Genomic DNA, 26,584 nt, shown 5'->3' with positions numbered 1-26,584 from the left:
AGTGGCTAAGGAGATTGGAAACGTTGAAAGGAGTTAAATTGTTCAACCAAAGTTGTAAGCAGAAAGCTCTCCATAAGGCGCTCAGCAGCACACTTACACGCTTAAAAGGGTAACGTGATGGGAATCAGTCGCGTTGGAGTAGGAAATCATTTGCTAAATACCCATGTGCTAGAGAATAAACAGCAAACGCGGAGGGTGGCAGCGTTAGTCCATCATGCACAGCGTTTAGCCCGCCGCCGTTGGCGCCAGCTAGTATGGCTAAGCGGCGATGCCCAGCATTGCCAAACCCTCGCGCAGGCTTTATGGCAAGCCCACCCTTGGCAGGCACCGCTGTGGGTGGGAGAGGAGTATCTCTCGCCACGCAAAGCGCGCACACGTCTGGGCGCAGAACACCAGCTGGTAGTGCTCGATACCCACGGTACTGGGTTTGATCCCGAAGCGTTCGGGGCGCTGGCGGGAACGATCACCGCCGGTGGCTTACTGGTTCTGCTCACCCCACAGCCGTGGGGAGAGACGCCGGATCCCGATTACGCTCGTTGTGCTGACCACCCCTGGCACTGGTCAGATCTGAACTGCCACTTTTTGGCGCGCTTAGCGCGTCAGTTGCATGTGTCACCTGACGTAGTGCGCTGGCGCACTGACCAGACGCTGCATTTGCCTCGCCTGCCTTTGCGTAAGGTAGACGATACCGGGAGTGGGGACAGCGACTGCCTGACCTCAGATCAAGCCTACGCGGTGAAACAACTGGTTGGCTTAAAGCGACGTCGCCCGCTGGTAATAACCGCCGATCGAGGGCGCGGCAAAAGCGCCGCGCTGGGTATTGCCTGCGCACGGCTGCTAGCGAACAAAGCTCAGCGGGTAGTGCTCACCGCGCCGCGGCTGAGTGCGGTGGAGAGCGTGTTCGAGCGGGTAGCGGCACTATGCCCGGAGGGCCGACGGGTCGCCCCTGGCCAGTTTGTACTGGCCCAGGGCAGCGAGCTGGTTTTTTTGCCCCCGGATTGCTTAACCGAACAGATCAATACTGGGCAGCAGGGCGGTGATGGCAGCTATTTAATGGTCGATGAGGCGGCGGCGATCCCCGCTGCGCTGCTGGGCCAGTGGCTCGCCGCCTTTCCGCGTATTGCTTTCGCCACCACGGTGCACGGCTATGAGGGGTCCGGCAGAGGGTTTGCGCTACGCTTTCGAGCGACCCTTGATCGGATCACGCCCCAGTGGAAAGCGCTAACGCTTAACGCGCCCATCCGCTGGCGTAGTGGCGACCCCTTGGAAGCTATGACCAATCAGCTGTTGTTGTTAAAAGCACCGCTACCAATTGCCCAGCCGCATGGCAGCGCAGTGGCAACCAAGGTGCTTGATCGTGCCTGGCTTGCCCAGCAAGAGGCTGTGTTGGAGAAGCTGTTTGGCCTGCTGGTGCAATCTCACTACCGCACTTCTCCTAGCGATTTGCGCCAACTGCTTGACGGCCCCGGTACCCAGCTCCGCATGATTGAGCAGGCGGGCGAGCCTCAAGCGGTGTTGATCACCCGTGAAGAGGGCGGCTTTGAGACCACTCTTGCCGACCAGGTTGCCCGCGGTGAGCGTCGCCCCCAGGGGCATCTGTTGGCGCAGTCGCTGGCGACCCACGCTGGTAGCCGCGCGGCACTGACCGCCCGCTGGCGGAGGGTGGTGCGTATCGCGACTCACCCCGAGCGGCGTCGCCAAGGATTGGCGCAAACGCTACTGCAAGAGGATATGGTTGCCGCCAAGCAGCAGGGGGCTGTGCTCTATGGCGCGACCTTCGGCGCCGAGGCGTCACTGCTCTGCTTTTGGCTGGCGCTGGGTTTTACGCCGGTACGTTTAGGGATTACCCGAGAGACATCCACCGGTGAGTTCGCTGTTATGGTGGCCAAAGCGCTGAATTCAGAAGGCGAGGCGGTGCTTGCTGAACTCAGTGAGCGCTTCCAGGCAGCACTCCCTGGCCTGCTAGCCTTTGAGCTGAAGGCGCTGCCCGCCGCGGTGCTCGTACTGCTGCTCGGTCAAATGCCGAGTATTACGCTAAGCGTCCGCGAAGGGCAGGATATCGAGGATGTGGCGACCGCCCATCGCGACCCCGCTCTTGCCCGCCCGGCTCTGCAAGCTTTGGCCCGCGTAGCCAGCCACCACACTTTATCTGGGCTGCAACAGCAGGCGCATCAACAGTTATCTGCCTGGGCATTTCAAAATATTGCCCTGGCGAATGCCCACAATGAAGCCATGAAAACCCTACGCCTCGCTGTCAATAGCCTCATTGAGGTAAAGTAGATCGGTTACCGATAACGAAGAGTCTTTAATGAACGCACATCTTGACGCGCTGGAACCCGCCTTGGTTTGGCGCCACTTTCGAACGCTGTGTAATACGCCGCGCCCCTCTGGGCATGAGGCGGCCCTCGTCGCTATCCTCGAAAGCTGGGCCGATGCCCAGGGGCTCGCCCATGACCGCGATACCTTCGGTAATTTACGCCTTCGTAAACCGGCTTCTCCCGGCTGCGAACAGGCCCCGGGCGTAGTGCTCCAGGGCCATCTGGATATGGTGGCCCAAGCCAACAGCGATCATGCGCATGACTTTACCAAGGACCCGATCGCTACCTATGTGGCCGACGGTTGGCTGCACGCCGATGGCACTACTTTAGGCGCTGACAACGGCTTGGGCGTGGCGGCGATTCTCGCCTTGCTAGAAGATACTGACCTGCGCCACGGGCCGCTGGAAGCGCTGTTTACCCTGGAGGAGGAGACCTCCATGGGCGGCGCGCTAAACCTTGCTGAGAACTGGCTCGAGGGCTCACTGCTACTCAACCTGGACAGCGAAGATCGCGGACAGGTCTATATTGGCTGCGCGGGCGGGGCCGACGTTGAGGTTGATGCCCAGCTGCCCAGCGCTGCCGCTGGCGACCATGAGCGGGTGATCGAAATTGCTTTGACTGGCCTGAAGGGTGGGCACTCCGGTATGGATATCCATAAACCGCTGGGTAACGCCAACCGGTTGTTGGTCAGAGTACTGCGTTCTCTTGAGGCGTTTGATGCGCGTTTGATTAGCTACCAGGGCGGCACTTTGCGCAATGCGATTCCCAGGGAAGCCTTTGCCCAAGTGGCGCTACCCGCCGACGAAGTAGATGCTGCCATGGTGGCTATCGCCGGTCTGGAAACGATTCTGTTAAGAGAATTAGGCAGTGGTGATAGCGGCCTTCGCATCAGCGCCAAACGTCTGACTGAGGTGCCCGACGCGGAGCCACTAACCCTAGACGCCAGTGTAATGCTGCTGGCAGCGCTTCATGCGGCCCCTTGCGGCGTCGAGCGGATGAGCGCCGATGTGCCTGGCGTGGTGGAAACTTCCAATAACCTGGGCGTGCTAAGTCTGGAGAATGGGCGGCTGCACCTCTGCGCGCTGGTACGCTCACTGCACGATAGTGCGGTGGTCGCTATGGCGGATCGCTTTAAAGCGCTGTTTGGCTTGATTGGCGCGCGGGTGAAAGTGGAGAACAGCTACCCAGGCTGGGCGCCCAATCCGAACGGCGAGCTTCTGGCGAGCTTTAAAGTCCGCCATGCGGCGCTGCTGGGCCGCGAGCCGGAGGTGAAGGTGATTCATGCGGGGCTCGAGTGCGGCATTTTAGGCAGCAAGTACCCGCACTTAGATATGATCTCCTTTGGTCCGCTGATTCGCGGCGCTCACTCGCCGGATGAGCGGGTGGAGCTTGCCTCGGTTGAGGAGTTTTGGGTGATGCTGCGGGCGCTGATCGAAGATCTTGCCGACCAGCGCTAGCCGTTGAACCCTAGCTGGCGCGCATAAAAAACGGCACCTATACGGTGCCGCTTTTACATCAAAAGATGCCGCTTACTTGCTTAAATAGGCGTTGAGCATCCAGATGGTTTTTTCCTGCTCGCGAATGTAGTCACCGGCTTGCGCGGCGGTGCCTTCATCGTCGGCGTCAGAAGCGAGTGCCAGCAGTTCACGCTGGAGTTCAATGATCGTTTGGTACCCTTTAAGCACGCCTTTAACGCAGGTGGTGCCGTCGTGAACGTCTTTATCTTCCTGAATGCGTGACAGCGTTACGTAGTCGCTGTAGGCGTGAACCGGCTTATGACCCAGAGTCAGGATGCGCTCGGCAACCTCGTCCACTTTGGTCAGCAGGTCGGTGTAGAACTCTTCAAACTTGGCGTGCAGCTCAAAAAAGTCGCTACCGCGAACATTCCAGTGGTAGCCGCGCACGTTCATGTAGAAAATTTGGTAATTGGCCAGCAGGTGGTTGAGCTTTTCGGCGAGTTGACTAGCGCTACCTTCGTGTAGGCCAATGCTATTGGTGTCAGTCATATCCTGCTTCCTCTTTATGCCGCAGTGTTTATGCCACAGTATGCGGCGGTTGATGCGTGTTTCCAGAATAGGGTGTCTTTGGGGCGGTGCAAAACAAGTTTTTTGCATCGCTGCCATAGCGCTTCGACATAAAATGCCTGTCGTTACCCTTTGACTGTTGCCCATTGACTATCGTTTAAATGCTGGCGCTTAGTGCCCTTTTCAAGGCCCGTCAGCAAAACGCTGCTTAACCTGCCTCTGCTGCTGCCCATAGCCGAAGCAGGTTTTCACAGCGTGCTTCCAGCAGTTCAGCGGTGCGCGGTAGCGCGTCGGTTAGGGTCATGGGGCCATCGGCTAATGCAAACGCCGCCGTGACGCCTTCGTCAAAACAGGCTTGCCAGCCATCGCCTAGGCTGCCTGCCAGCACGAGGACGGGTTTGTTAAGGCGTTTGGCAGCACGGGAAACGCCGATAGGCGTTTTACCCGCCAGGCTCTGCCCATCCAAACGGCCTTCGCCGGTAATTACTACATCCGCGTTGGCCAAGAGTTTCGCCATATCGGCCTGCTGCATAATCATCTCAATGCCGGGTTTCAGGGTGGCCTTTAAAAAAGCCTTAGCTGCAAACCCCATGCCGCCTGCCGCCCCTGCACCCGGCAGCGTTCGGTAATCATCGCCTAATGCATGAGCGCTGATATCGGCGAAATGGCCAAGCGCACGATCCAATTGCTCGACTTCCTCAGGTGATGCACCTTTTTGCGGGCCAAATACCGCGCTGGCGCCGCGTTCGCCGAGCAAGGGGTTGTCCACATCAACGGCGGCTTCGAGGGTGAGCTTGGCTAACCGTGGGTCTAGCCCATCGAGTTCTAAACTAGCCAGTTGGCTCAGCGCTGCGCCGCCAGGGGGCAGCGATTCGCCATTTTGATCCAAAAAGCGCGCGCCCAGGGCCTGCAGCATGCCAGCACCGCCGTCATTGGTAGCGCTGCCGCCCAGCAGCAACAGCGCTTTTTCAGCGCCTTGATCCAGCGCCGCTAGCAGTAGTTCACCCACCCCAAAGGTAGAGGTGCGCAGCGCATTGCGTTCATCGGCCTCAAGGTGCTGTAATCCGCTGGCTTCTGCCAGCTCAATAAACGCGGTACGCTGGTCGCTCAACCAGCCCCAGGCTGCTTGGCGGGGGCGACCCAGGGCATCTTGAACATTTAGCTGGCGTCGTTCGGCGCCGGTGGCGGCGATGAGTGCGTCTAAACTGCCTTCGCCACCGTCAGCTAAAGGGCATACCTGAACGTGTGCCTGGGGTGCGGGGCGCCGCACTCCCCGCGCCATGGCGGCCGCGGCGTCTTGGGCGCTCAGCGCATCTTTGAAACTGTCGGGGCAAAGCAGAACATTCATTAGCACGATCTCCGCAAAACAGTGTCTTCACTACAGTGTCTTTACTACAGTGACAGTTAAGTATGACCACCTTTGGCGAGCTTAGCGCGCTAGCCTGCGCCAAACCAGCGGCCTCGCCCGTTAGAGGATCTAACATGAAGTCGATACCCATAAGCTTGACCTGCCTGCTAGCGCTTGCTGGCTGCCAAGTGACCCCAGATCGCTTGCCACAAGCCGAACCAGCGCCTTCTGCCGCGTGCTATTTTCCTTCAGCGGATGATCGAGCGCTTGAAACCAGCGTAGATATCCTGACCGAATGGGGTTTTACCCTTACCTCTACCGATACCACTTTGGGTTTAATTAGCGCCAGTCGTGAACGTGAGCTGCACGGCTACTATGACCCTTACGATAACTATGGGCGAGGAATGCGTATGTTTGGTGGTTTGGGCATTGGGAGTGGTTCGAGCATAGGCTTTGGTGGCGGGGTAGGCTTTGGTGGCGGAATAGGTCAGCAGCCGGTGGAGGTGGAGCGTGTCTCGTTGTTCATCAACGACGCGCATATACGTATTTCCCGTGATATTCGTCGCTTTGATCATGTGGGCGATTTACGTGAATCGTACAGTGCCAGCAATGACGATTTCTGTCGGCGCTTTCAAGCCACTTTCGAGCAGAGCTTGCCCGCCGATGGGAGGTCACTATGAACCTGCGACACTGGCTATTGATGACGCTGCTGGGCGGATTGGTCGGCTGTGCCACCACCACCCCTTTGGAACCCCGCGAACTGGTTTACGCAACGCCATACGATGAGACGTTTCGTGAAGCGGTAGATTTAATGGTTGAGCAGGGCTATGTGGTGCGCCATGCGGATCTGTCGTTGGGTCGGGCGGAAGCATCGCTTGCCCGCTGGCCGGGGTATCGGCTGCAATTGGAGGTAAATGAAGAGGTTAGCGGTAGCCGCGTTAGCGTGTCGGCCTTGAGGGGGAATCAACCGCTGCCGCCCTATTTGCTCGACCCTTGGCTTGTCGCCTTGCAGAATAAGCTAGGTGTCGCACCATGAAGTGGGCGGGTACCGCAGTCGCTTTTTTCGTGGGCATGAGTAGCTTTGTGGCCAGCCCCGATGCCCGAGCCCACCCCCACGGCTGGATCGACCTGAGTGTGCGGGTCATCACCGACGATCAGGGCGTGGTGAGCGGCCTACATCAAACCTGGCGGATGGATCCTTTTTACAGCCTAGTCGTTTTTGAAGAGCTGCAGCAGGTGCAAAACGCCAGTCTTGAAGAAGGGCTGGATCAGCTAGGCAAAGAGATTCGCGATAATCTTGCCGCGGAGCACTACTTAACCGAAGTGAGTATTAACGGTGAGCGCCAGGCATTGGGCGAGGTAAGCGAATATACCGCCATGGAGCGCGATGGGCGGCTTATCTTTATGTTTATCCTGCCGCTGGAAACGCCACAGTCGCTGACAGATGCCATGCTTAGCTACCAAGTGTTTGATCCCACCTACTACATCGAAGTTGTGCATGAAGAGGAGAATGGCCAACCCCAGGATGAGGCGCTGATACTTCACGGTGAGCCTAGCTGTGAGCTGTCTGTTCTTCCCGCTGACCCCGATCCAGAGCTGGTGATGCAAGCGGCGCTGCTCGATAAAGATGAGAGTGGTGAGCCAGGCTTGGGGCGCTATTTTGCCGAGACCGGCCAAGTTGATTGTCGCTAGGCGCTGTTCGAAAACAGGCAGTGCCGTGTTATTTTATGGCCATGTTACTTTATAACGATTTTCGCAATGGAGCGGTTAGATGTCCTTAACACGGCCCTTTAGACATCAGTTAGGTTTAATGCTGGGTCTGTTGCTAGTCGCAGCAGTGCTCATCATCGTTTGGCAAGGCGGGTTTCAGAGCGTGAGCTATCAGCTACTTGGTTGGCAGCGTGATTTGCACCGTTCGCTAACGCTGGCGATTACCGAACTGTCACGTACTCCCACCATGGCGACCTGGGTGAGCCTGTTAGGCATTAGCTTCGCCTATGGCGTCTTTCATGCCGCAGGACCGGGGCACGGTAAAGCCGTCTTGGCGACCTACTTAGCCACTCACGGTGGTGCGGTAAAGCGCGCCTTGGGGCTCTCTTTTGCCGCCTCCTTACTGCAAGGCGTGACCGCCATTGCGCTGGTCATCGTGCTGGTTTACGGCCTGGGCTGGATAACCCGGCAGGCCATGGGCAGCGTTGCCTGGGTAGAGCAGGCTAGCTTTCTGCTGGTGGCGGCGTTAGGTGCGTGGCTATGCTGGCGAGCCGTCAAGCAACTGCGGCGAGCCTATCAGCCAGAGCGAGCGGCCCATTCGCACAGCCCTGGCCATGAACATAATCGAAACCACGGGCACAGCCATGACCACAGCCACTGTTGCGGCGGTGCTCATCATATTGAACCGCAGCAAGCGCTGGATTGGCGGACGGCGATGATGACGGTCGGTGCCATTGGTATGCGCCCCTGCAGCGGGGCAGTGTTGATGCTAGGGGCGGCCAGCTTGCTGGGTCAGTTCGAGGTGGGCGTGGCATCGGTAGTGGCCATGTCGATCGGTACTGGGATAACCGTATCAGCGCTCGCCCTGGCGAGCATTGTTGCCCGTGGCTGGGCGCAGCGGCGCTTATCCAAGCAACAGCACAGCCAGCGCAGCGTACAAAGAGCCACCGGCTGGGTAGCCTTGGCCGGCGGTGCGCTGATCGTGGTGCTAGGGGTTTCTCTTAGCGTGGCGGGTGTCGCACAGCCTGCCAGTGGCCCGATTCTCAATGAGCCGCCTGCTCGGCAAGGCCACCCATTAACGGGGTAGAAGTAGTCTACACATCAAGCCCATCGATAATTGCCAGCAGTTGGTCCCGTAACTGCGCCTGTCCATCGAGATCGTAAGGTTCGGGGCTACCATTGCCCCATACCGGTGCTGGCCACGTCGCATCGCTGTGCCGTCTAAGCACAATATGCACATGCAGTTGGCTAACCACATTGCCTAGCGAGGCAATATTGACTTTGTCCCCCTTAAGCGCTGTTTTCATTGCTTCACCTATCAGAGTAGCTTCACGCCAAAGCTGCTGCTGGTCGTCGCCAGAAAGCTCAAACACTTCGCTGATAGCGGCCTGGCGCGGTACTAAAATCACCCAGGGGTAGCGCGCGTCATTCATCAGCAGCGCACGGCTTAGCGGGAGGTCTGCGACGGGTAAGGTATCCGCGGCAAGGCGTTCATCTAGCTCGAAATTGATCAAAAGATAGGCTCCAGGCAGCGCTTTAAATGATTGTTAGCATAGCAGCCGCGAAGTAAATTAGTGAAAGCGAGCACGATTGCTCAAACGCTGTTACCCTGAAAAAACTCCCAAGTGGCAAATTAAGTTGCCAATGGAGTTTCCCAATGTTGAATGACTCGTTAAGGAGAACGGAAAATGAAAAAATTATTGGCCATGAGCTTTATGCTGCTGATGACGGCGGGTGTTCTAACTGGTTGCAATACCATCTCTGGCGCTGGCCAGGATGTGCAAGAGGGCGGTAGAGCCGTCCAAGATGCAGCTGAATAATTAAGTAAAACTGTATTTTAAAGTAAGTGGTATTCCACGGGCTAAGCTAACGCCTGGCCCGTTGGGTTTTATAGTCGGTTTTTATAACCTTTTTTGGAGATTCAAGGATAAAGCCTCGTATTCCTTTGGTTAAGTTTGCCGCTATTAGCGCCTGTGCGCTGCTGCTAACGGCCTGTGCTAGCTCCCAAATGCCGATTTCTTCCGCTAACGACGATGTGGATGCCGCGCCACCGCCGCCAACGGTAGCAACGAACGGCTCCAGTGAAGAGCAGGCTGCTAGCTGTGATCTAGACGCTATCCAATCCGCAATCGGTGAGCCCTTCGATGAGGCTAACGTTTCGCAGATACAAAGCGATAGCGGTGCTCGACAGGTGCGCGTGCTGCGCCCAGGCGATATGGCTACCATGGATCACCGCCCGGATCGTTTGAATATTCATCTCGATGATCAAGATCGCATTGAAGCGCTGCGCTGCGGCTAACGTATTGTCATCCTAAAATCAGCACGACGCAGGCGGCGGTCAGCACCCCCATGGTGATGTTGAACGCCCGCCACGCGGCATCTGTTTTGATCCACTGCCCAATCGCACTACCAAAGGCGGCCCATAGCGCAATACAGGGCAGCGCCACCATCTCTGCAAAGCCTGCAAGTAACAGGGCATTAAATACCGGTTGGCCGCTTTCGGGTAGAAACCCCGCCATCAACGCTAGCCCCATTACCCATGCTTTAGGATTGGCGAACTGAAACGCTGCTGCCTGCCAAAACGTAAAGGGTACGCTGTGAGCCTGCGCCTTAAGATTGGGTGGCGGGGCGCTGGCAATTTTCCATGCCAAATAGAGCAAATACGCGCTGCCTACCCAGCGTAGTGCGGTTTGAATCGCCGGGTAGCGCTCAAACAGCACGCCCAAGCCCAGCGCTATGCCCGCAAATAGCAGAAAGCAGCCGCCTAAAATCCCCCACATATGCGGCAACGTGCGTTTAAAGCCGAAGTTAGCACCAGAGGCGGTCAGCATAACGTTGTTCGGCCCTGGGGTAAGCGTCATCGACATCATATAGAGCGCGGCCGGGCCGAGGATTAACCATTCGCTGTTCATTTTATTGTATCCATACAATTATGGGGTGAAAGATTGTTTTAGTGGCGCTTTTGCTAGCATAATGGGGATTAAATTGACGTCAAAGGTTTTATTGTCACCATGACAATGTGGGTGCCTTCGCTAGCTGAGTTCTCTGGTTCACGCTATCGCGCTATTGCCAGCGCCATTGAAGCCGCTATCCAGGCAGGGACGCTACTGCCCGGGGAGCGATTGCCGCCCCAGCGCCGTTTAGCGGATGCGCTAGGAGTGACCATCGGCACGGTGACCCGAGGTTACGCTGAGGCTGAACGCAATGGCTGGGTGTCGGCAAGGGTGGGTAGCGGCACCTATGTAAAGAGTCAAACCCAAGACAGCGCTTTTAGCCTGACGTTTCCCGCTGACGAAACGGCCGGTGTGATCGATTTAAGCCTTAGCCTGCCGCCGCCCCACCCGTTGCGGCAGACGCTGTTGAGCGAAGCGCTGCTCGCCTTAAGCCAGTCCGGGGCAGCATTAGCACGCGGTGTCACCTACCAGCAGGCCCAGGGGCGTCGTGAGCATCGTGAAGTACTCGCTCGCTGGTTAAATACCTTAGGCATGCCGTTGATAGCCGACGAGCTGCTTATCACCCAGGGAGGGCAGCACGGCATTAGTCTGGCGCTTAGCACCTTGCTACGGCCAGGCGAGCTACTGGCCGCCGATGCCTTGACCTATCCCGGAGCTATCAGCGCAGCGCAGCAGGGCCATCTAAAGTTGGTGGGGATTGGCCAAGACAGTGACGGAATGCGCATGGATCTGCTTGAGGCGCAGTGTGCCCGGCAGCCACCTAGAGCGATTTATCTAACGCCGGAACAGAACAACCCCAACGGCGCGTGTTTAAGCGAAACGCGTCGCGAACGGCTGGTGGCCTTAGCGAGGCGCTACGATATATGGCTGATTGAAGATGGCGTTCAGTATCTGCCCGCTGAGCAGCGTGGCACACCTCTTTACAAGCTGGCGCCGGAACGCACGCTGTTTGTATTTAGTACCGCTAAAGTGTTGGCGGGAGGGCTGCGAATCGGCGTACTGCGTGCGCCCAAGGGCTTGCACGAGCGGTTAGCGACAGGCTTGCGGGCCCAGAGTTGGATGGTCCCGCCGCTAATGGTCGATGTAGTCTGCCACTGGATTAACCAGGCCGCGGCTGAACAGTTACTTAGCTGGCAAACCCAAGAGCTCGCGGAGCGCCAACAGTTGGCCGCCGAATGGCTAAAAGATTTTTCCCTAAGCGGTCGACCACACAGCAGCAATGTTTGGCTTGCGCTGCCAGATGGGAGCCGGGCCGAAGAGCTGTGTGATCGGCTACTTCAACGAGGCGTTAAGGTAAGCAGCGCGGAGCCCTTTTGTGTCGGGAGCACGCCAGCGCCCCAGGCAATTCGGCTATGTATAGGGGCCGCGGCGGATCGCAGCGAACTGATTCAGGCATTGAGTATCGTCGCCGCCTGTTTAACCGAGCGCCCGTTAGCCCCTATCACGTTGTGATTTACTCGTAGCGGTCTTTCCAGCCCTGGTGGCGCACTTGGTCTTTAAGCATTTCGAGAACGTCGTACAGCACCTGTTCGGTGACTCGGTTGCTGCCTTCGTCAACCGTCAGCCAGGTGTCGAAGCCACTGTCGGCGGTGCGCTCCACTAACTGCCTAAACTCATCCGAATGAATGCCTAGCAGCAGCTCATCGACTAGCCGCTGGGCAACACCGCTGAGCGATGCTTCCATCGCGCTGGTGGCCTGCTGCCCCATGGGCAGACGGTTAAGGCGCTGAATCTCGGGGCTTTCTCGTAGTGTACGGCTAACTAAATCGCTGATCGCCACCATAATGGATTGGCGATTGTGCTGATAAGCTTTGCCGATAGTGCTTTCCAGCCTTTGAGCAATCTCACTGATCAGCTGAGACTTGCGTGGCATTATCACACGCTCAATAACGCGCTCGGTCAGCGAATCGCTGGCGCGAATCTGCTGCTGCACATTGCCCAACAGCCGCAGAGCGATACGGTCGGAAAGCTCCTCAAGCAGAATGTCGTAATACTTGGCCACAAATTGATAGATGTACCAGTGGGTAACATCAATAAGGCCGAGGCGGTGCAGTCGGTTGATTAACGAGATGACGCGTAAAATACGCAGTAGGCGGAAGCCCGCCAAGGGAATACAGCCCAGCACGTCATACCAGTGGACGAAGGGGTAAAAGAACCAGCGGTGGTAGCGCCGCTCGGCAATAGCGATTGACCAGCCCAGCAGTACATCGGCGATAAAAAAGCTGACAAATACCAAGTCGATGGTGATGAAACGGCTATGAATCACGTCATCGTAGAAGGTGTGAAAACTAGGGGCGAGGTTGGCGATGCCCTGGTTAATAGGGCCGAGCAGAAACAGCGAATCAAACAGCAGCAGCGCGAGGTTAATCACCACCAGCGTCAGAATAAAAAAATCCCAACCAATATGGGCGTATTCAACCGCTTTAGGCAGGTGCGGGTAGCGTTCCCTGGCGGGCATACGAACTCCTTGTCGCTGGGTCTTTTAATGGGCCTGGGACTGGTGATGCTGCTGGGTCAGCAGTTCCTCTCTTTCCGCCTGTTTGCGTAGCTTCTTGCGTAAAGCCGCCTTTTCAAAACGCAGTTTCTGCAGCGGCGTTGCCAAATTGAGTGGTGGTACGCTGGCGGGTTTACCATCAGCGTCCACCGCGACCATAGTGAGGTAGCAGCTGTTGGTATGGCGGATCAGCTTATTGCGAATATCTTCAGCTACGACCTTAATGCCGACTTCCATCGACGAGCGGCCAACATGATTGACACTGGCAAGAAAGGTGACCAGCTCGCCGACATGAATCGGCTGTTTAAACAACACCTGATCCACCGACAGTGTCACTACATAGTGGCCCGAATAGCGGCTAGCGCAAGCAAAAGCCACTTCGTCGAGCTTTTTAAGAATCGCGCCACCATGCACTTTGCCGCTGAAATTCGCCATGTCGGGCGTCATCAATACGGTCATGGAGAGTTCATGCTGCCCAGGCAGGGCAGCGTTCGCGCTGATTTCGGCGTCTGTCATACGGTGCTCCTGCTATTACTTGAGACCAATAACGGTTGCCCGCCACCCATATGCTGGGCAAACAGAGCGGCGGGCAGTTATTGGCGGTTTCTTAAAACTATGTTCTTTTTAAAACCATACCAGACCGACGGAGATAATAATGCCGGTGATAAAAAGCTGAATCAGGCAGAAGCCCATAATATCTTTTGCCTTCAGCCCGGCAATGGCGAGCACCGGTAGTGCCCAGAAGGGTTGTAGCAGGTTAGTCCAGGCATCGCCCCAAGCCACCGCCATGGCAACCCGCGGAATATCAGCCCCTAAGGCCTGAGCAGCAGGTAGCATTACGGGGGCTTGCACGGCCCACTGGCCGCCGCCGGAGGGAACGAACAGATTGACAATCCCGGCGCTGATAAACGACCAGAACGGCAGCGTATTGGCGGTGGCAAAGGAGACCAGCCACTCGGACATGCTCTCTGCTAGCCCAGACTGAACCATGATCGCCATGATGCCGGCGTAAAACGGGAACTGAATAACGATCCCAGCGCCGCCTTTAATCGCCTCGTTCAGGCTATTAAGTAGGTTACGCGGCGTGCGGTGTAGCACAATGGCTAGAAACAGAAACATAAAGTTAACGACGTTAAGGTTTAAGCCGCCACCGCGTAGCAAAAAGTGGTCAAGCAAAAACAGCAGCCCCGGCACACCAACCAGCATGGCGAGGGTTAAGCTGTTTTCCAGACGCTCCGCAGGGCGCGTAATACGACCAACCGGTTCCGGCTCATCATTCAGCACGCTGGGATCGACATAGACGCTATCCTTCTCGTCCGGCAGCATCATGCGGTTTACCAGCGGGATGGCAATAAACAAGCAGACCACAATAGCCAGGTTGAAGAAGGCGAAAATCGTTGAGCCTGTACCAATCACCCCAATTTGGTCAGCGGAAAAATGCCCTTCGGTAGCAATGGTCAACGGGATCGAGCCTGCCAAACCGCCGTGCCACACCACAAAACCGGAGTAGGCACTGGCGACAAGCAACCGGTAGTCAACGCGGATCAGCCGGGCCAGCTCTTTGGCAAAGAGCGCGCCGACCACCAGGCCAAACCCCCAGTTGATCCAGCTGGCCGCCAGTGAGACTAGCGTCACTAGTATGATTGCGCCGCCTGGAGATTTAGCGGTGCCGGCAATTTTCTGCAGAATCCGTTTAACCGGCGGTGAGCTTGCCAGCATAAAACCGGTAACCAGCACCAGCAGCATCTGCATCGAGAACGTCAGCAAACCCCAGAAGCCATCGCCCCAGAAGCGCAGCACCGCCAGCGGTGTTTGGCGCTCAATGGCAATCGCAGCGACCGAGGCAATTAACGTCAGCAGTAGAACGAAAATATACGGGTCGGGGAGATAGCGCTCTACCAGCTTTACCGCTGGTTTTGAGATCATTTTAAGCATGGGATGCTCTCTTTATTCATTATTAGGAAGTGCGTAGGGAGTGCATGTGAAGGTGCATGGCTAATATACGGGTGAGTACGGAAATTTTCACGTTGAAGCTGCCCGCTTAATCTCACGTTAGCGCAATTGGGGGTAATTGCGCCTGTTTTAACGCCACTGGTTTAACCGGTAGGGGCGATGGTAGTGAAAATAGTAGTAGACGATCAGCACCGCCGAGCGCACCAGCGTAAACAGCATGAACGCCAGCCATAGGCCATGATTGCCTAGCCCCTGGGTTAGCCACCAAGCGGGCAGATAGGCGGCTAGGCCGATAAAGATGCTATTACGCATTTCACGTACCGCGGTGGTGCCAATAAACACCCCATCAAGCAGGTAGCTCCATACCGCAATCAGTGGCATGACGACCATCCAGGGCAAGTACTGCGCCGCGGTCGCACGCACCTCTTCAAGTCCGGTGAGCAACGCAATCAGCGCATTGCCACCCAGCGCGAACAGCAGGGCGGCAGCACCCGCGGTCCAGAATGAAAAGCGCGCGGCGGCGCGCACGGTGGCGGCAAACTCCTGCCAATCCCGGCGGCCGTAAGCGCGCCCAATCAGTGATTCGGCAGCGTGGGCAAAGCCGTCCAGGGCGTAGCTGGTGAGCATGATAAATTGTAGCAGCACGGCGTTGGCAGCAAGCACTGTATCGCCCTGACGGGCACCCTGGGCGGTAAAGAACGCCATGGCAAACAGCAGGCCGAGGGTGCGCACAAATAGGTTGGCGTTAACGTTAAACAGGGCTGTGTAAGCCGCGAGTGCCAGCAGACGCTCGCGCAAAAAATGGCCCTCTAGTCGGGCTAGCTGGTTTAGCACCAGGTAGCTGCCAAACGCTAGGGCACTGTAGTCGGCGATCACACTCGCCCAGGCCACGCCGTTGCTGGTCATGCCCAGGCCCACCACAAACCATAAATCCAGCACGATATTAATGCCGTTGGTAAGCAGCAAAATCATCAGCGTGACGCGGGAGTTCTGTTGGCCCAAAAACCAGCCCAGAATGGCGTAGTTGGCGAGTACCGCCGGTGCAGACCAGAGGCGGATATGGGCGTACTCTCGGGCTATATCAGTCGCGACTTCACTGCCATCCAATAGCCGCAAACCCAGCGTAATCAGCGGCGAGGCAAACACAATCAGCAGGCTACCAATCACCAGCGCCATGATCAGTGACTGCCCCAGCAGGTTGCGCACGTCTGTATCGCTCTCGCGCCCCATGGCCTGGGCGACTAGACCCGTGGTGCCCATACGCAAGAAGCCAAAGCCCCAGTAGAGAAAGCTAAATAGCGTGGCACCCAGGGTGACGCCCGCTAAATAGCGAGAGTCGGGCAGGTGTCCGACCACAGCGGTATCTACCAACCCGAGCAGTGGGACGGTGATATTGGAGAGGATGATTGGCCAGGCGAGGGCCCAAATTCGCACTAGATTTAGGCGGCAGTGATGATGCGGTACTTCTTCATCAGCTGTTCTTGGCTCTCGTGGCGCTCGGGGTCAAGCGGAATACAGTCTACCGGACAAACCTGCTGGCACTGGGGTTCGTCATAGTGACCGACGCACTCGGTGCATAGATTGGGGTCGATGACATAGATCTCCTCACCGGGGGAGATCGCATCATTGGGGCATTCGGGCTCGCAGACGTCGCAGTTAATGCATTCGTCGGTAATCATCAGGGCCATGGGCATACCTCGCGGATGGCATTCACACTCGGGCTGTCTAATACCCGAGTGTTTTACTCAACAATGGCGTTGGCTAGCTAGTGTAGTGCTTACGCAGCGCTTCGGCGACCTGAGGATGCACTAGGGGGGAAATATCGCCGCCGAGCTTGGCAATTTCGCGCACGATGGTCGAAGAGATATACGAATTTTCCACAGCTGGGGTTAAAAATACACTTTCAAGCTCCGGGTTCTGCGCGCGGTTCATATTGGCCAACTGCAGCTCGTACTCAAAGTCGGACACCGCGCGCAGGCCGCGCAGAATAATCGTCGCGCCCTGCTCGTGCATCATGGTCGTGAGCAGGGTGGAGAAGCCGATAACCTCAACGTTGGGTAGCGACGCACAGACCGCTTTCGCTAGGTCCATGCGTGTTTCCAGGTCGAGGTTGGGGCTTTTGCCAGGGCTTGCCGCCACCGCGATGACCACTTTGTCGAACATCCGCGCACCGCGCTCGATCAAATCAAAATGGCCGTTGGTGATGGGGTCGAAGGTGCCGGGGTAGACGGCGATATTCAGTTTACGCGTGGTCATTCCTCGCTCTCCTCGTCCAGACGGCCAAACGGGTTATCGCTGGTTAATGAGACGGCGTGATCGTAACCGGGGATATGAATCCGGTCAGCGTGAATATCCAGCTCTGGGCCTTCAAGCACCGCTTCCCCAAATTGATAGCGTGGGGCGTAGTGGCCATGGTCTGCCTGGGCGAGGTAGGCCGCTGCCGCTTCGCGGGTGGTTTCACGCCGCGTTTTCCAGGCGCTCACCGCCGCCGCACCGTGGCGTTGAGTCAGCAGGCGTTCGGTCACCGCAGGAGAAAGCACTACACCGGTGGCGTTGTTGCCGCCGAAGCCCTTGGCATTAATAAAGGCAGCATCCGCGCGAAATGTTTGTGCCGTTTGTGAAAAGCGCAGCCGTTCGGCATAGACATCGTCAGCCACCGCATCAAGGGTGGGAATACCCGGCAGCAAGTCGTGGGCAAAACTACCCAGGGCGCTCGCCAGCTGATCGCCCGCCGCGGAGCCTTGGGAGTGGCCAATAAAGGCTTTAACCGCCACTACCGGCCAATCGTTAATGCCGTTGGCGCGGGCAATTTCGTCGAACACGTGGGATTCGGTAATGCGGTTTTTGGGTGTACTGGTGCCGTGAGCATGCAAAAAGCTGCGCTCTTTGAGGGCTTTTTCGCCCAGCATATCGCGCACTAGCGCAGTCGCCTTGCCGAGGGTGATGTAATTGCCGATGCCCGGCGCCGAGATCGAGCGCTTGTAACCGTCGGCATTGACGAACACATCCGGCACTGCGCCGAGAATATCCGCGCCGACTTCCATTGCTAGGGCGTCGTCCATCAGCAGCACGAACTGGCTGGCTTCTGCCATAGTAAAGCCACAGTTGCGCGCAAACGGGCGGCAGGCACGCTGATAGTCACTGTCGGTAAGCAGCTCCAAAGCATCCAAGGCTTTCAGACCGGCGTCGTCGGCCAGCGCACCCATGGCCCGGAAGCCCTCAATAATTTCTGGGGTAATCGGCGCGTCTGCGGTACCCACCATCACCACACGACGGCGCCCGGCGCGAATATCGTCAATGCCCAGGCGCAGGTTATAGAGAAAGCTGGCGCAGGCGCCTAACGCTGCGCCGGTGCCGCCCACGCTGCCCAGCACATAGGCATTCAAAAAGTCGGCGGGCATCTGACCATAGCCCAGCGGCATCTGCTTGGAGGTGGCGCGCTGGCCGCTCACCAGGCTTTTCAGTAAGCCGCCCCAGCCCTGATCGTCTAGCTGGCCGATGGAGTTGCCAGCGTACACGGCAATATGATCCGGATTCAGCTGCTGACGCAGCGTCTCCCAGGAGAGACCGCTGGCCCCCAGGCAGTCGCTGGCGCCAAACACCGCCAGCGATAGGCCGCGGGGGTGGTGTACGCTGCGGTAGAGGCTTGCGGGGTCGAAGCCGCTGGGTAGCTGAGCCGCCGCGCGTACTTTGGGCAGCTGCGCGTCGGGCAGCAGTACCTCCAGCACCCCTGCGGGTACGCTCACCTCTACCTCGCGGGCATCAATGTCGCGCACCTGCCAATCTACTGGCAGGTGTTCGGGCAACTGGCGGCGGCGCAGGGTAAAGCGTATTGGCTCGGCCAGCTGCATACTGGCTTGCCGGTTAGACGGCATGCCAGGATCAAGAAAGCGCGGGTCTTCATTGCGCCGAATCAGGGTATGGTTCAGCACCTGATCGCGCAGCGACTGCGCAGGAGCCTCTACGGGCTGGCCTTGACTATCGTGCCACCCCTTTTCGGAGTGCTCTACTAGGCGCATAAGCGCCGCCAAGCCTTCCAGTGTCTGGCGTTGCTGGTCAGCAGGAAGGGCATCAAGCACGGTGCGGCGGAAGGCCTGATGGCCAGAGGTTCTGCCAGCGGGATTGATGCCGCCCATGCCGACAATCACCGGTAAGTGTGACAAGCCGGGTTCCTCGTGGTGCGGTGGTGGTAACAACAATTATTGGCAACAGTACTAGGTATATAATGCCCAGTACTATGCGCTTAATGAGTACGCTAATAAGCACGTCAGGCGTGATCATAGCACCGGCTGTGCAATGGCGTCATGCTGCAAGCGTTCGAGACTGATAGAATCAAGCTTTTCAGCCGAGTGATGGCATGCAGCATAATTCTCGACCAGTGATTTCTAATCAGCCAGGCCCGCACCAGAATTTGGCACGCCGGGTGAGCCGGGCGCTAGCGCATCCGCTACGTAAACCGATTGCCGACCACACGCAGCATAACTTTGCCCTGGCGGCTGAGTGGTTCGCGGGTCGCCAATCACCGTTGATACTTGATTCAGGTTGCGGCGTAGGCATATCGACACGTCAACTGGCGGCGCAGTTCCCCGCCCATGCGGTGGTTGGCGTTGATCGTAGCGAGGATCGCTTGGGGCGCGATCATGGCAAGTTGCCAGAAAATGCGCTGCTGGTAAGAGCCGATCTTGTCGATTTCTGGCGTTTGGCCTATCAGGCTGGCTGGGCGCCCGAGTATCACTTCCTACTGTATCCAAACCCTTACCCCAAGGCGGGGCACCTAAAAATGCGCTGGCATGGTCATGCGGTTTTACCCACACTGTTGGCCCTTGGTGGGCGCCTTGAGCTGCGCTCCAACTGGTCACTCTATGTTGAAGAGTTTGCCTTGGCGGTGGCACAGGTCACCGGTAAGCAGGCAGCCGTGACTGAAATTGCGCCTAAAGACGACTATTTAACCCCGTTCGAGGCTAAGTATGCTCGAAGTGGACAGGCTCTGTGGCGTTTATGTGTTGATCTGGAGCGAACATGACGTTTGTCTATTTAGTGCTGGCGATAGTGGCCGAAGTGATCGCCACGAGTGCCTTAAAGGCCTCCATGGGATTTACTCGACCACTGCCCAGTTTAGTAGTCGTGGTGGGCTACGGGTTGGCCTTTTATTTGCTCAGCCTAGTGCTGCGCACGCTGCCGGTGGGGGTCGCCTATGCGATTTGGGCGGGCCTGGGCATTGTGCTGGTCACCCTGGTCGGCATAGTGATATTCGGTGAAAAGCCTGATTTGCCGGCGGTGGTGGGGATTAGTTTGATAGTGGCAGGCGTCGTCATGCTGCAAGTGTTTTCTAAAATGAATGTGCATTGAGGAACTGTAATGGGGTGTTTTTTTGCTGTTAAGCGTAGGCAGCGCTGGTCGCTGGTGACAGGTATAGCCACACTAGCGCTATGTGCCAGCACCAGTCTATTCGCCGATTTCAATCGCCTGGGCCAACTGCAGAATAAAGGCTTTTCGATTAGCGCGGAAGCACGCCTATTGGATGCTGACGCAGGCGCCAATGCGCTGTTGGGCAGTATCACCCCGGACCGCCAGCTGTCGCCCGCTTCGGTCACTAAAGCCTATTTATCGGCGGCGGCGCTGAACCGTTTTGGCCCCCAGCACCGTTTTACCAGTCAACTGGTCAGCTCAGCTAGCATCGAAAATGGCGTGCTCCGCGGTGATTTGGTGTTTGAGGGCGGGGGAGACCCGGGTCTCACGACTGAAAACCTATGGCGCTTGGTGCAGCGTTTACACTTGGCCGGGGTGCGTGAGGTAGAGGGTGCGTTGGTGGTCAGTCAGTGGCGCTTTGGGTCGGTGGACTGCATTACCACTGACCGCTGTGATGCCCTGACCCGGGTTGCCAATGCCTATAGCGCACCGCTCTCCTCCGCTGGGGTTAACTTCGGCAGTTGGTGCGTTAATGTCGCGCCAGCCACTACCGCAGGTGAATCCGCCCAGGTGGGGCTTTGCGATAGCCAGACGTCGCTAATCACCATTGATAACCAGGTAGTCACACGCCCAGCCAATAGCGGTACTGATATTAGCGCAGAGCGTATCACCGACGCGCGCGGCGACGTGATGCGTCTGACGGGCCAGATTTCGACCAACGCGACTGCCCGCGATGTTTATCGTGGCGCGGGCGATGCCGCTGAAACAACCGCACAAGTGTTGATGGGCATGTTGAATCAGGCGGGTATTCAGGTGCGCGAACCGTGGCGCGTTAGTACGTCTCAGCCGCCCAGCAGCGCCCAGCGTCTGGCAGCGGTGGATAGCCAGCCACTGCAAGAGCTTTTGCTGCGTATCATGAACTACTCCAATAACTACATGGCCGATGTGCTGGCGCTCGATCTAGTCGATACGCCCCAGGCACAGCTACGTCAGGCAGGCCTGGCGATTGAAACGTACGCCCAGAATCTACCCGGGCACGGGCCGTTAACTCTGTATAGTGGCAGTGGGCTGACCACTGAAAACCGGACCTCGGCTCAGGGCATTAACGTGATGCTGGAAGACATGTTTCGTCAAAGCAGCCTGTTTCCAAGCTTTGTGGCGTCCTTTCAGTCGCCAGCTAACGGGGTAATGCGCTTTATTCGGCGGGGTTCTTCCACCTTTCAAAATAATGTCATGATCAAAACTGGCACGCTTAACCAACCCTTTGCCGTCCGCGCATCGGCGGGCTATTTTCGGACTGCGCAAGGGCGTTGGGGAGTGTTTAGTGTCATGGTCAATGGTAACAGCAGTACGCCTTATTTAAGCTGGTCTGAGGTGCTGGATCCGTTGTCACTGGATCTGGAAGCAATGATATTAGCCAACTGAACAAACTCCACGCTCACAAGGTGAGGCGACCTGCATGAAACCTGGGCATACCGGTTTAACACATTTGGTTCACTCCACGCGCTATTCGTGGAAAGGTCTGAAAGCGGCGTTTAGAAACGAAGCGGCTTTCCGTCAAGAGGTTGGCATTACGGTGGTGTTGCTGCCGCTTGCTTGGTGGATCGGTGAAGGCCCCATCAGTTGGCTGATGCTAGTGAGTAGCCTGTTTTTTGTACTGATAGTGGAGCTGCTTAATAGTGCGATTGAGAACGTGGTTGACCGGATTGGTACCGAACACCATGAGCTTTCCGGGCGGGCCAAGGATATTGGTTCGGCGGCGGTAATGCTGTCGCTGATCATGGCCGGTCTTACCTGGGGCCTATTGGGCTGGGAAAAATTCTTTGGCTAAGCCAGAGTTTGAGCTAAAAGTTTGCAATGAGGCTTAGAAATGAGGCTTGGCAAGCTTACGTTTAACGCGCTGTCAGCGAGGTGGTTATGCAAGTGAACGACGATTTTTTACCGTTGTCGACGCTGCCAGCGTCGTTACAAAAAGCCACTCAATCCGCCTGGCAGCGGCTAAGTGAGGCGCTTGCTCAAGCCGACAACGTCGCCGAGATGACCAAGCAAGAGCTCCCTTCCAGTAGCTGGCAGGGGCTTTCTGATCGGCGCCGCGAAGCCCTGGCTAGAGTGCTGGCCATTTCGAGCTTCGCGCTGGATACACTGGTGCGCCACCCCCATTGGCTAGCTGAACTGGATATAGTCGGAGAGTTGGACGCAAATCCAGGGCGCGATGAGCTGGCCAGTTGGCTGAATGAGTCGCTTGAAAGTGCCGAGGATGAAGCTTCCATGCAGCGGGCGATTCGCCGATTTCGCCGTAAGCGCATGTTGGGTATTGTTTGGCGTGACCTTAACCGTGCTTCCGGCCATAGCATGTGGGATACCGCCAAGGCGGTTTCAGAACTTGCCGAAATATGTTTAGAAGCTGCTTTAACCTGGCTTGAGCAGTTTTACGCGCCGCGTTGGGGCTTACCTGCCCCACGCAAAGACGGCACGCCCCAGCGTCTGGTAATCCTGGGTATGGGCAAACTGGGCGCGGGGGAGTTGAACCTCTCCTCCGATATCGATTTGATTTTTGCCTTTCCCGAAAAAGGCGAAACCCAAGGTGGACGAAAGCCCCTAGAGCACCAGGAGTACTTTACTAAGCTGGGGCAAAAACTGATTGGCGCATTAGACGCCATGACCGCCGACGGCTTCGCCTTCCGTGTCGATATGCGCTTGCGGCCTTTGGGTGATGGCGGGCCGCTGGTGGGCAGTTTTGCCATGCTCTCCAGCTACTACCAGGATCAAGGCCGCGAGTGGGAGCGCTACGCGATGCTTAAAGCGCGCCCGGTCGCAGGAGATCTCGACGCGGGTGACGAACTGCTGGCCGGGCTGCGCCCCTTTGTATATCGCAAATATCTCGATTTTGGCGCCATTGAGTCGCTGCGTGAGCTGAAAGCGATGATCAATCGCGAAGTGAAGCGCAAAGGCATGCAGAGCAATATCAAGCTTGGCCCCGGCGGTATTCGCGAGGTTGAGTTCGTAGTCCAGGCGTTCCAGCTGATTCGTGGCGGCCGCGATACCGAGTTGCAGGTCACAGCGCTGAAAACGGCGCTCAATCGCTTGCCCGAGCTAGGCCTGTTACCCCAGGAAGTGGTCGATGAACTGCTGCCCGATTACGCTTTTCTGCGCGATGTCGAACACGCACTGCAGGCGCTGGAAGACCGCCAGACTCAAACCCTACCCAGCGATGATAGTAATCGTGAACGGGTGGCCTTCGCCATGGGCCATGAAGACTGGCCAGGGCTGGTCGCCCAGCTTGACGAAGTGCGCGAGCGGGTACGTCAACACTTCGACGCAGTGATTGCCGACCCCGAAGAGGATGTCGACGAGGCCAACGATGATAGCCAGCTTGGCTTGGCCCAGTGGCGGCTTATTTGGCGCGGCGAGTTAGAGGTGCCGGAGGCTACTGCGCACCTTGCCGAGGCGGGTTTTAACGAGCCTGAAAAAGCCTTGAAGCGTCTGCATAGCCTTTATCATTCTCGCCAAGTGCAAAGCATGCAGCGGATTGGCTTCGAGCGTTTGGATGCATTAATGCCATTGCTGCTGGACGCCGTGGCGGACAATGAGGCGCCGGATACCGCGCTTGAACGGGTGCAGCCGCTGATTGAAGCCGTGCTGCGGCGTACGGCTTACCTTGCGCTGCTGCGCGAAAACCCCCAGGCGCTTGAACACTTGATGCGCCTATGTGCCCCCAGCCCATGGATAGCCGAGCAGCTGTCGCGCTACCCTATTCTGCTTGACGAACTGCTGACGCCAGAAACGCTGTATACCCCCGCCGATAAAGCGCGCCTGGCCGATGAACTGCGCCAAACGCTGAATCGCCTGCCAGAGGATGATGAAGAGGCCCAGCTAGAGGCGCTGCGCGTTTTTAAACACGCGCAAACCCTGCACGTAGCGGCCTCGGATATCGTGGGCACTCGGCATCTGATGAAAGTAAGTGATTACTTAACCTTTATCGCCGAAGTCATTCTCGATGCCGTGTTGGCCATGGCGTGGAAGCATATTACCCGCAAGCATGGCGTTCCAGAGGGGTTGAATGCCCGCGAGGCTGAATTTCTGATTATCGGCTACGGCAAGCTGGGCGGTATTGAGCTGGGTTACAGTTCAGATTTAGACTTGGTTTTCCTTCACGATAGCGATGGCCAAGGCACTACCGACGGTCCACGGCCCATTGATACACCGGTGTTTTTTACCCGTCTGGGTCAGCGCATTATTCACCTGCTCACCGCGGTAACGCCCACCGGCACGCTTTATGAGGTGGATATGCGCCTGCGGCCTTCGGGTAATTCTGGGCTATTGGTCACATCGCTTAAAGCCTTTGCGGAGTATCAGCGTCAAAATGCCTGGACCTGGGAGCACCAGGCATTGGTGCGCGCCCGTGTGGTGGCGGGGAGCGATGCGCTGGCCGAGAAGTTCAGTCAGTTGCGGGGCGATATTTTAGGCGGTGAGCGAGATAAAGATGCGCTGCGCGAAGAGGTGGTAAAGATGCGTCACAAAATGCGCGACCATCTGGGCAGTAAAGCCACCAGCAATACCTTCAACATCAAACAAGATGTTGGGGGCATGGTGGATATCGAGTTTCTTTGCCAATACGCGGTGTTAGCGCTTGCTCACCAAACGCCTGCGTTACTTACTTACAGCGATAATATCCGCATTCTAGAGAGTCTTACCGAGAGTGGGCACTTACCTGCTGAAGAGGCGGAACGCCTTCGTGAGGCTTATCTGGCATATCGCAGCGCTACGCACCGAGCGGCGCTCACCGGTGAAAAAGCGCTTAGCGATGGTGAGGAGTTTCGTGCCCATCGAGATATAGTCACCGCGCTCTGGCAGCGCTTTCTTGAGCCATCGGCCGCTAATAATAACTAGTTACAAAAAACAGGAAGAAACCTTGATGCCAGGGAGCAAGGCGGGACTGCCCGTATGATTGGACATATTCTGGCCACGCTACTGCCGGTGTTTTTAATCGCTGGCAGTGGCGCCGTCTATGGGCGCTATCGTACGCCGGATATTCGTAGTCTCAACACGCTCAATATGGAGCTGTTCGTTCCACTACTGGTATTTGCCGTGCTGGCCGACCGACAAGCGCCGTTAGCCGAATACGCCTGGCTTGCAACGGCGGCGGTAGCGGTGGTGCTGGGGTCGGGGGTTGTGCTGTGGCCGCTGGCTAAATGGCTAAAGCTGGATAGTAAAATTTTCCTACCCCCGATGATGTTCAACAACGCGGGCAATATGGGCGTGCCGCTGCTGGTGTTGGCACTTGGTGCCGAGGCACTTCCCGCGGCGGTGGTAGTCTTTATCGTTGAAATGCTGCTGCACTTTTCGGTGGGGCTTTACATGCTTAATCCGCGCACCTCGCTATGGCGAATGCTGCGTATGCCGATTGTGATGGCGAGTCTGGCGGGCTTAGCGTTGAATATCAGTGGGTTACCGTTGCCAGGCTGGCTGCTGGAAGCGATGCATATGCTGGGCGGGGTGTGTATCCCACTAATGCTGTTTGCGTTAGGGGTGCGCCTCTTGGAAATCGACTTTAGCGATTGGCGCACGGGGATACTGGGTGCGGTGCTTTGCCCGCTTTCTGGATTGGTGATTGCGTTGCCGCTGATGTGGCTGTTGCCGCTTAATGCGCTGCAGGCGGCGGTGCTGCTGGTATTTGCGGCGCTGCCACCCGCTGTGTTGAATTATTTGGTCGCCGAACAGTACAAGCTAGCACCACAGAAAGTGGCATCGCTGGTGCTGATTGGGAACCTGGGAAGCTTAGTCGTTATGCCGCTCATCTTGGCCGCGGCATTTACCTGGGTTTACGCGCCACTTTAATAAAGTACCCAGCACTGGGTGGCGCGAAAAAGTAACTAAATGCTTAATTAACGATCATCTTTAACTTCATAGCTACCTTCTAACGCGTCCTGGTGACCTGGACGGTTGTGCGCAGAAGCATGCCCTTGAGCATAGCCGCCGCCGATATCCTGCGCCTGCTGGGCGCGCATCTGCTCCATACGCTTTTTCATTTTATGGCGCATGAACGGCATCATTGCCCAGCCAATAAGTAAGAAAAACAGGCCGAGTACCACGCCGACTATCATTAACGCGCCAAACGCCAGCCATGTGAACAGCAGTTTCAGGCTGCCTGCTAGCCCGGTGGGTTGGGTTTGCGCAGCACGGGCGCGCCATTGGTTAGCCGCTTGCCATGCAGCGTTGCGTTGGTCGCGATTCATCTGTGGCATGAGAGCCTCCATCGGTTATTCGCACCCATTGGAACACAGTTGCTCTAGCAAGTTCACTGCTTGGCAGTAACGGGTAGTAGAGCGGCGATTCTCTAGGTTCCCGTTCCATGTACAGTTTCTACGTACATG

Annotated in this window: 27 protein-coding genes; 15 read left to right on the top strand and 12 right to left on the bottom strand. The window is 57.1% G+C overall.

The window, feature by feature from the left end; translation table 11 throughout:
- Positions 1-117: 117 nt before the first annotated feature.
- Both QHL1GM_RS09370 and QHL1GM_RS09365 read left to right on the top strand, forming a co-directional pair.
- Positions 118-2,280: a tRNA(Met) cytidine acetyltransferase TmcA gene (locus tag QHL1GM_RS09370; protein WP_254795281.1), complete on the top strand. Its 2,163-nt coding sequence runs from the start codon at positions 118-120 to the stop codon at positions 2,278-2,280.
- Positions 2,281-2,308: 28 nt separating this feature from the next.
- The gene (locus QHL1GM_RS09365; protein WP_071694237.1) at positions 2,309-3,775 is read left to right on the top strand and encodes an aminoacyl-histidine dipeptidase; all 1,467 of its coding nucleotides are present in this window, start codon (positions 2,309-2,311) and stop codon (positions 3,773-3,775) included.
- Positions 3,776-3,847: 72 nt separating this feature from the next.
- Here the strand turns inward: QHL1GM_RS09365 and QHL1GM_RS09360 are convergent, their stop codons facing one another.
- Both QHL1GM_RS09360 and QHL1GM_RS09355 read right to left on the bottom strand, forming a co-directional pair.
- Positions 3,848-4,324, bottom strand: coding sequence for a Dps family protein (locus tag QHL1GM_RS09360; protein WP_027958621.1), 477 nt, complete (start codon positions 4,322-4,324; stop codon positions 3,848-3,850).
- A gap of 226 nt (positions 4,325-4,550) precedes the next feature.
- Positions 4,551-5,690: a glycerate kinase gene (locus QHL1GM_RS09355; RefSeq protein ID WP_071694236.1), complete on the bottom strand. Its 1,140-nt coding sequence runs from the start codon at positions 5,688-5,690 to the stop codon at positions 4,551-4,553.
- Positions 5,691-5,824: 134 nt separating this feature from the next.
- Here QHL1GM_RS09355 and QHL1GM_RS09350 point away from each other — a divergent pair, with 134 nt between their 5' ends.
- From QHL1GM_RS09350 to QHL1GM_RS09335, 4 genes are all read left to right on the top strand, one after another.
- Positions 5,825-6,370: a hypothetical protein gene (locus tag QHL1GM_RS09350; RefSeq protein WP_071694235.1), complete on the top strand. Its 546-nt coding sequence runs from the start codon at positions 5,825-5,827 to the stop codon at positions 6,368-6,370.
- Positions 6,367-6,726 carry a hypothetical protein gene (locus QHL1GM_RS09345; protein ID WP_071694234.1) on the top strand — a complete coding sequence of 120 codons (360 nt, stop codon included), beginning with the start codon at positions 6,367-6,369 and terminating at the stop codon, positions 6,724-6,726. Before QHL1GM_RS09350 ends, QHL1GM_RS09345 begins: the two co-directional genes overlap by 4 nt.
- Positions 6,723-7,382: a DUF1007 family protein gene (locus QHL1GM_RS09340; RefSeq protein ID WP_071694233.1), complete on the top strand. Its 660-nt coding sequence runs from the start codon at positions 6,723-6,725 to the stop codon at positions 7,380-7,382. The genes QHL1GM_RS09345 and QHL1GM_RS09340 overlap by 4 nt, the downstream gene beginning before the upstream one ends.
- A gap of 79 nt (positions 7,383-7,461) precedes the next feature.
- Positions 7,462-8,487, top strand: coding sequence for a nickel/cobalt transporter (locus tag QHL1GM_RS09335; RefSeq protein WP_071694232.1), 1,026 nt, complete (start codon positions 7,462-7,464; stop codon positions 8,485-8,487).
- Between the two features lie 7 nt (positions 8,488-8,494).
- On the opposite strand, the gene QHL1GM_RS09330 is transcribed toward QHL1GM_RS09335, so the two are convergent.
- Positions 8,495-8,914, bottom strand: coding sequence for an HIT domain-containing protein (locus QHL1GM_RS09330; RefSeq protein WP_071694231.1), 420 nt, complete (start codon positions 8,912-8,914; stop codon positions 8,495-8,497).
- A gap of 174 nt (positions 8,915-9,088) precedes the next feature.
- Between QHL1GM_RS09330 and QHL1GM_RS09325 the strand changes: the two genes are divergently transcribed.
- Both QHL1GM_RS09325 and QHL1GM_RS09320 read left to right on the top strand, forming a co-directional pair.
- Positions 9,089-9,220 carry an entericidin A/B family lipoprotein gene (locus QHL1GM_RS09325; protein ID WP_071694230.1) on the top strand — a complete coding sequence of 44 codons (132 nt, stop codon included), beginning with the start codon at positions 9,089-9,091 and terminating at the stop codon, positions 9,218-9,220.
- A 188-nt stretch (positions 9,221-9,408) separates the two neighbouring features.
- Positions 9,409-9,699: an I78 family peptidase inhibitor gene (locus QHL1GM_RS09320; RefSeq protein ID WP_254795280.1), complete on the top strand. Its 291-nt coding sequence runs from the start codon at positions 9,409-9,411 to the stop codon at positions 9,697-9,699.
- 7 nt (positions 9,700-9,706) lie between these two features.
- Here the strand turns inward: QHL1GM_RS09320 and QHL1GM_RS09315 are convergent, their stop codons facing one another.
- Positions 9,707-10,312, bottom strand: coding sequence for a LysE family translocator (locus QHL1GM_RS09315; protein ID WP_071694228.1), 606 nt, complete (start codon positions 10,310-10,312; stop codon positions 9,707-9,709).
- A gap of 99 nt (positions 10,313-10,411) precedes the next feature.
- Here QHL1GM_RS09315 and QHL1GM_RS09310 point away from each other — a divergent pair, with 99 nt between their 5' ends.
- Positions 10,412-11,806 carry a PLP-dependent aminotransferase family protein gene (locus tag QHL1GM_RS09310; RefSeq protein ID WP_071694227.1) on the top strand — a complete coding sequence of 465 codons (1,395 nt, stop codon included), beginning with the start codon at positions 10,412-10,414 and terminating at the stop codon, positions 11,804-11,806.
- A 1-nt stretch (position 11,807) separates the two neighbouring features.
- Here the strand turns inward: QHL1GM_RS09310 and QHL1GM_RS09305 are convergent, their stop codons facing one another.
- The 7 genes from QHL1GM_RS09305 to QHL1GM_RS09275 all read right to left on the bottom strand — a co-directional run bounded on the left by QHL1GM_RS09305 (position 11,808) and on the right by QHL1GM_RS09275 (position 18,937).
- Complete coding sequence (locus QHL1GM_RS09305) at positions 11,808-12,812, bottom strand: hypothetical protein (RefSeq protein ID WP_071694226.1); 1,005 nt, start codon at positions 12,810-12,812, stop codon at positions 11,808-11,810.
- Positions 12,813-12,836: 24 nt separating this feature from the next.
- Positions 12,837-13,364 (bottom strand): acyl-CoA thioesterase, encoded by a 528-nt coding sequence (locus tag QHL1GM_RS09300; RefSeq protein ID WP_071694225.1) that lies wholly within the window; start codon positions 13,362-13,364, stop codon positions 12,837-12,839.
- A 108-nt stretch (positions 13,365-13,472) separates the two neighbouring features.
- On the bottom strand, positions 13,473-14,783 hold the full coding sequence (locus tag QHL1GM_RS09295) for a short-chain fatty acid transporter (protein ID WP_071694224.1): 1,311 nt from the start codon (positions 14,781-14,783) through the stop codon (positions 13,473-13,475).
- A 147-nt stretch (positions 14,784-14,930) separates the two neighbouring features.
- Complete coding sequence (locus QHL1GM_RS09290; protein WP_071694223.1) at positions 14,931-16,235, bottom strand: MATE family efflux transporter; 1,305 nt, start codon at positions 16,233-16,235, stop codon at positions 14,931-14,933.
- 5 nt (positions 16,236-16,240) lie between these two features.
- Complete coding sequence (locus tag QHL1GM_RS09285) at positions 16,241-16,489, bottom strand: YfhL family 4Fe-4S dicluster ferredoxin (protein WP_008957577.1); 249 nt, start codon at positions 16,487-16,489, stop codon at positions 16,241-16,243.
- Between the two features lie 73 nt (positions 16,490-16,562).
- Positions 16,563-17,057 carry a pantetheine-phosphate adenylyltransferase gene (gene coaD, locus QHL1GM_RS09280; RefSeq protein WP_071694222.1) on the bottom strand — a complete coding sequence of 165 codons (495 nt, stop codon included), beginning with the start codon at positions 17,055-17,057 and terminating at the stop codon, positions 16,563-16,565.
- Positions 17,054-18,937, bottom strand: a complete 1,884-nt coding sequence (locus QHL1GM_RS09275) for a beta-ketoacyl synthase (protein ID WP_071695958.1) — start codon at positions 18,935-18,937, stop codon at positions 17,054-17,056. Before QHL1GM_RS09275 ends, coaD begins: the two co-directional genes overlap by 4 nt.
- Before the next feature lie 221 nt (positions 18,938-19,158).
- Here QHL1GM_RS09275 and QHL1GM_RS09270 point away from each other — a divergent pair, with 221 nt between their 5' ends.
- From QHL1GM_RS09270 to QHL1GM_RS09245, 6 genes are all read left to right on the top strand, one after another.
- On the top strand, positions 19,159-19,824 hold the full coding sequence (locus QHL1GM_RS09270; protein ID WP_071694221.1) for a tRNA (guanosine(46)-N(7))-methyltransferase TrmB: 666 nt from the start codon (positions 19,159-19,161) through the stop codon (positions 19,822-19,824).
- Positions 19,821-20,150 (top strand): multidrug efflux SMR transporter, encoded by a 330-nt coding sequence (locus tag QHL1GM_RS09265; protein ID WP_071694220.1) that lies wholly within the window; start codon positions 19,821-19,823, stop codon positions 20,148-20,150. The genes QHL1GM_RS09270 and QHL1GM_RS09265 overlap by 4 nt, the downstream gene beginning before the upstream one ends.
- Positions 20,151-20,159: 9 nt before the next feature.
- Positions 20,160-21,635: a D-alanyl-D-alanine carboxypeptidase/D-alanyl-D-alanine-endopeptidase gene (dacB, locus tag QHL1GM_RS09260; RefSeq protein ID WP_071694219.1), complete on the top strand. Its 1,476-nt coding sequence runs from the start codon at positions 20,160-20,162 to the stop codon at positions 21,633-21,635.
- A gap of 34 nt (positions 21,636-21,669) precedes the next feature.
- Positions 21,670-22,041: a diacylglycerol kinase gene (locus QHL1GM_RS09255; protein ID WP_071694218.1), complete on the top strand. Its 372-nt coding sequence runs from the start codon at positions 21,670-21,672 to the stop codon at positions 22,039-22,041.
- 86 nt (positions 22,042-22,127) lie between these two features.
- A complete protein-coding gene (gene glnE, locus QHL1GM_RS09250; RefSeq protein WP_071694217.1) occupies positions 22,128-25,100 on the top strand; it encodes a bifunctional [glutamate--ammonia ligase]-adenylyl-L-tyrosine phosphorylase/[glutamate--ammonia-ligase] adenylyltransferase in 2,973 nt (990 codons plus the stop codon).
- 54 nt (positions 25,101-25,154) lie between these two features.
- Positions 25,155-26,048, top strand: a complete 894-nt coding sequence (locus QHL1GM_RS09245; protein WP_071694216.1) for an AEC family transporter — start codon at positions 25,155-25,157, stop codon at positions 26,046-26,048.
- 47 nt (positions 26,049-26,095) lie between these two features.
- On the opposite strand, the gene QHL1GM_RS09240 is transcribed toward QHL1GM_RS09245, so the two are convergent.
- Positions 26,096-26,455: a hypothetical protein gene (locus QHL1GM_RS09240; RefSeq protein WP_071694215.1), complete on the bottom strand. Its 360-nt coding sequence runs from the start codon at positions 26,453-26,455 to the stop codon at positions 26,096-26,098.
- Between the last annotated feature and the right edge of the window lie 129 nt (positions 26,456-26,584).

This window comes from Halomonas sp. QHL1 (assembly GCF_001882345.1).
Lineage (GTDB): Bacteria > Pseudomonadota > Gammaproteobacteria > Pseudomonadales > Halomonadaceae > Vreelandella.
Note: the sequence above shows the minus strand (reverse complement) of the source record. Positions and strands in the feature narration are given on the sequence as shown.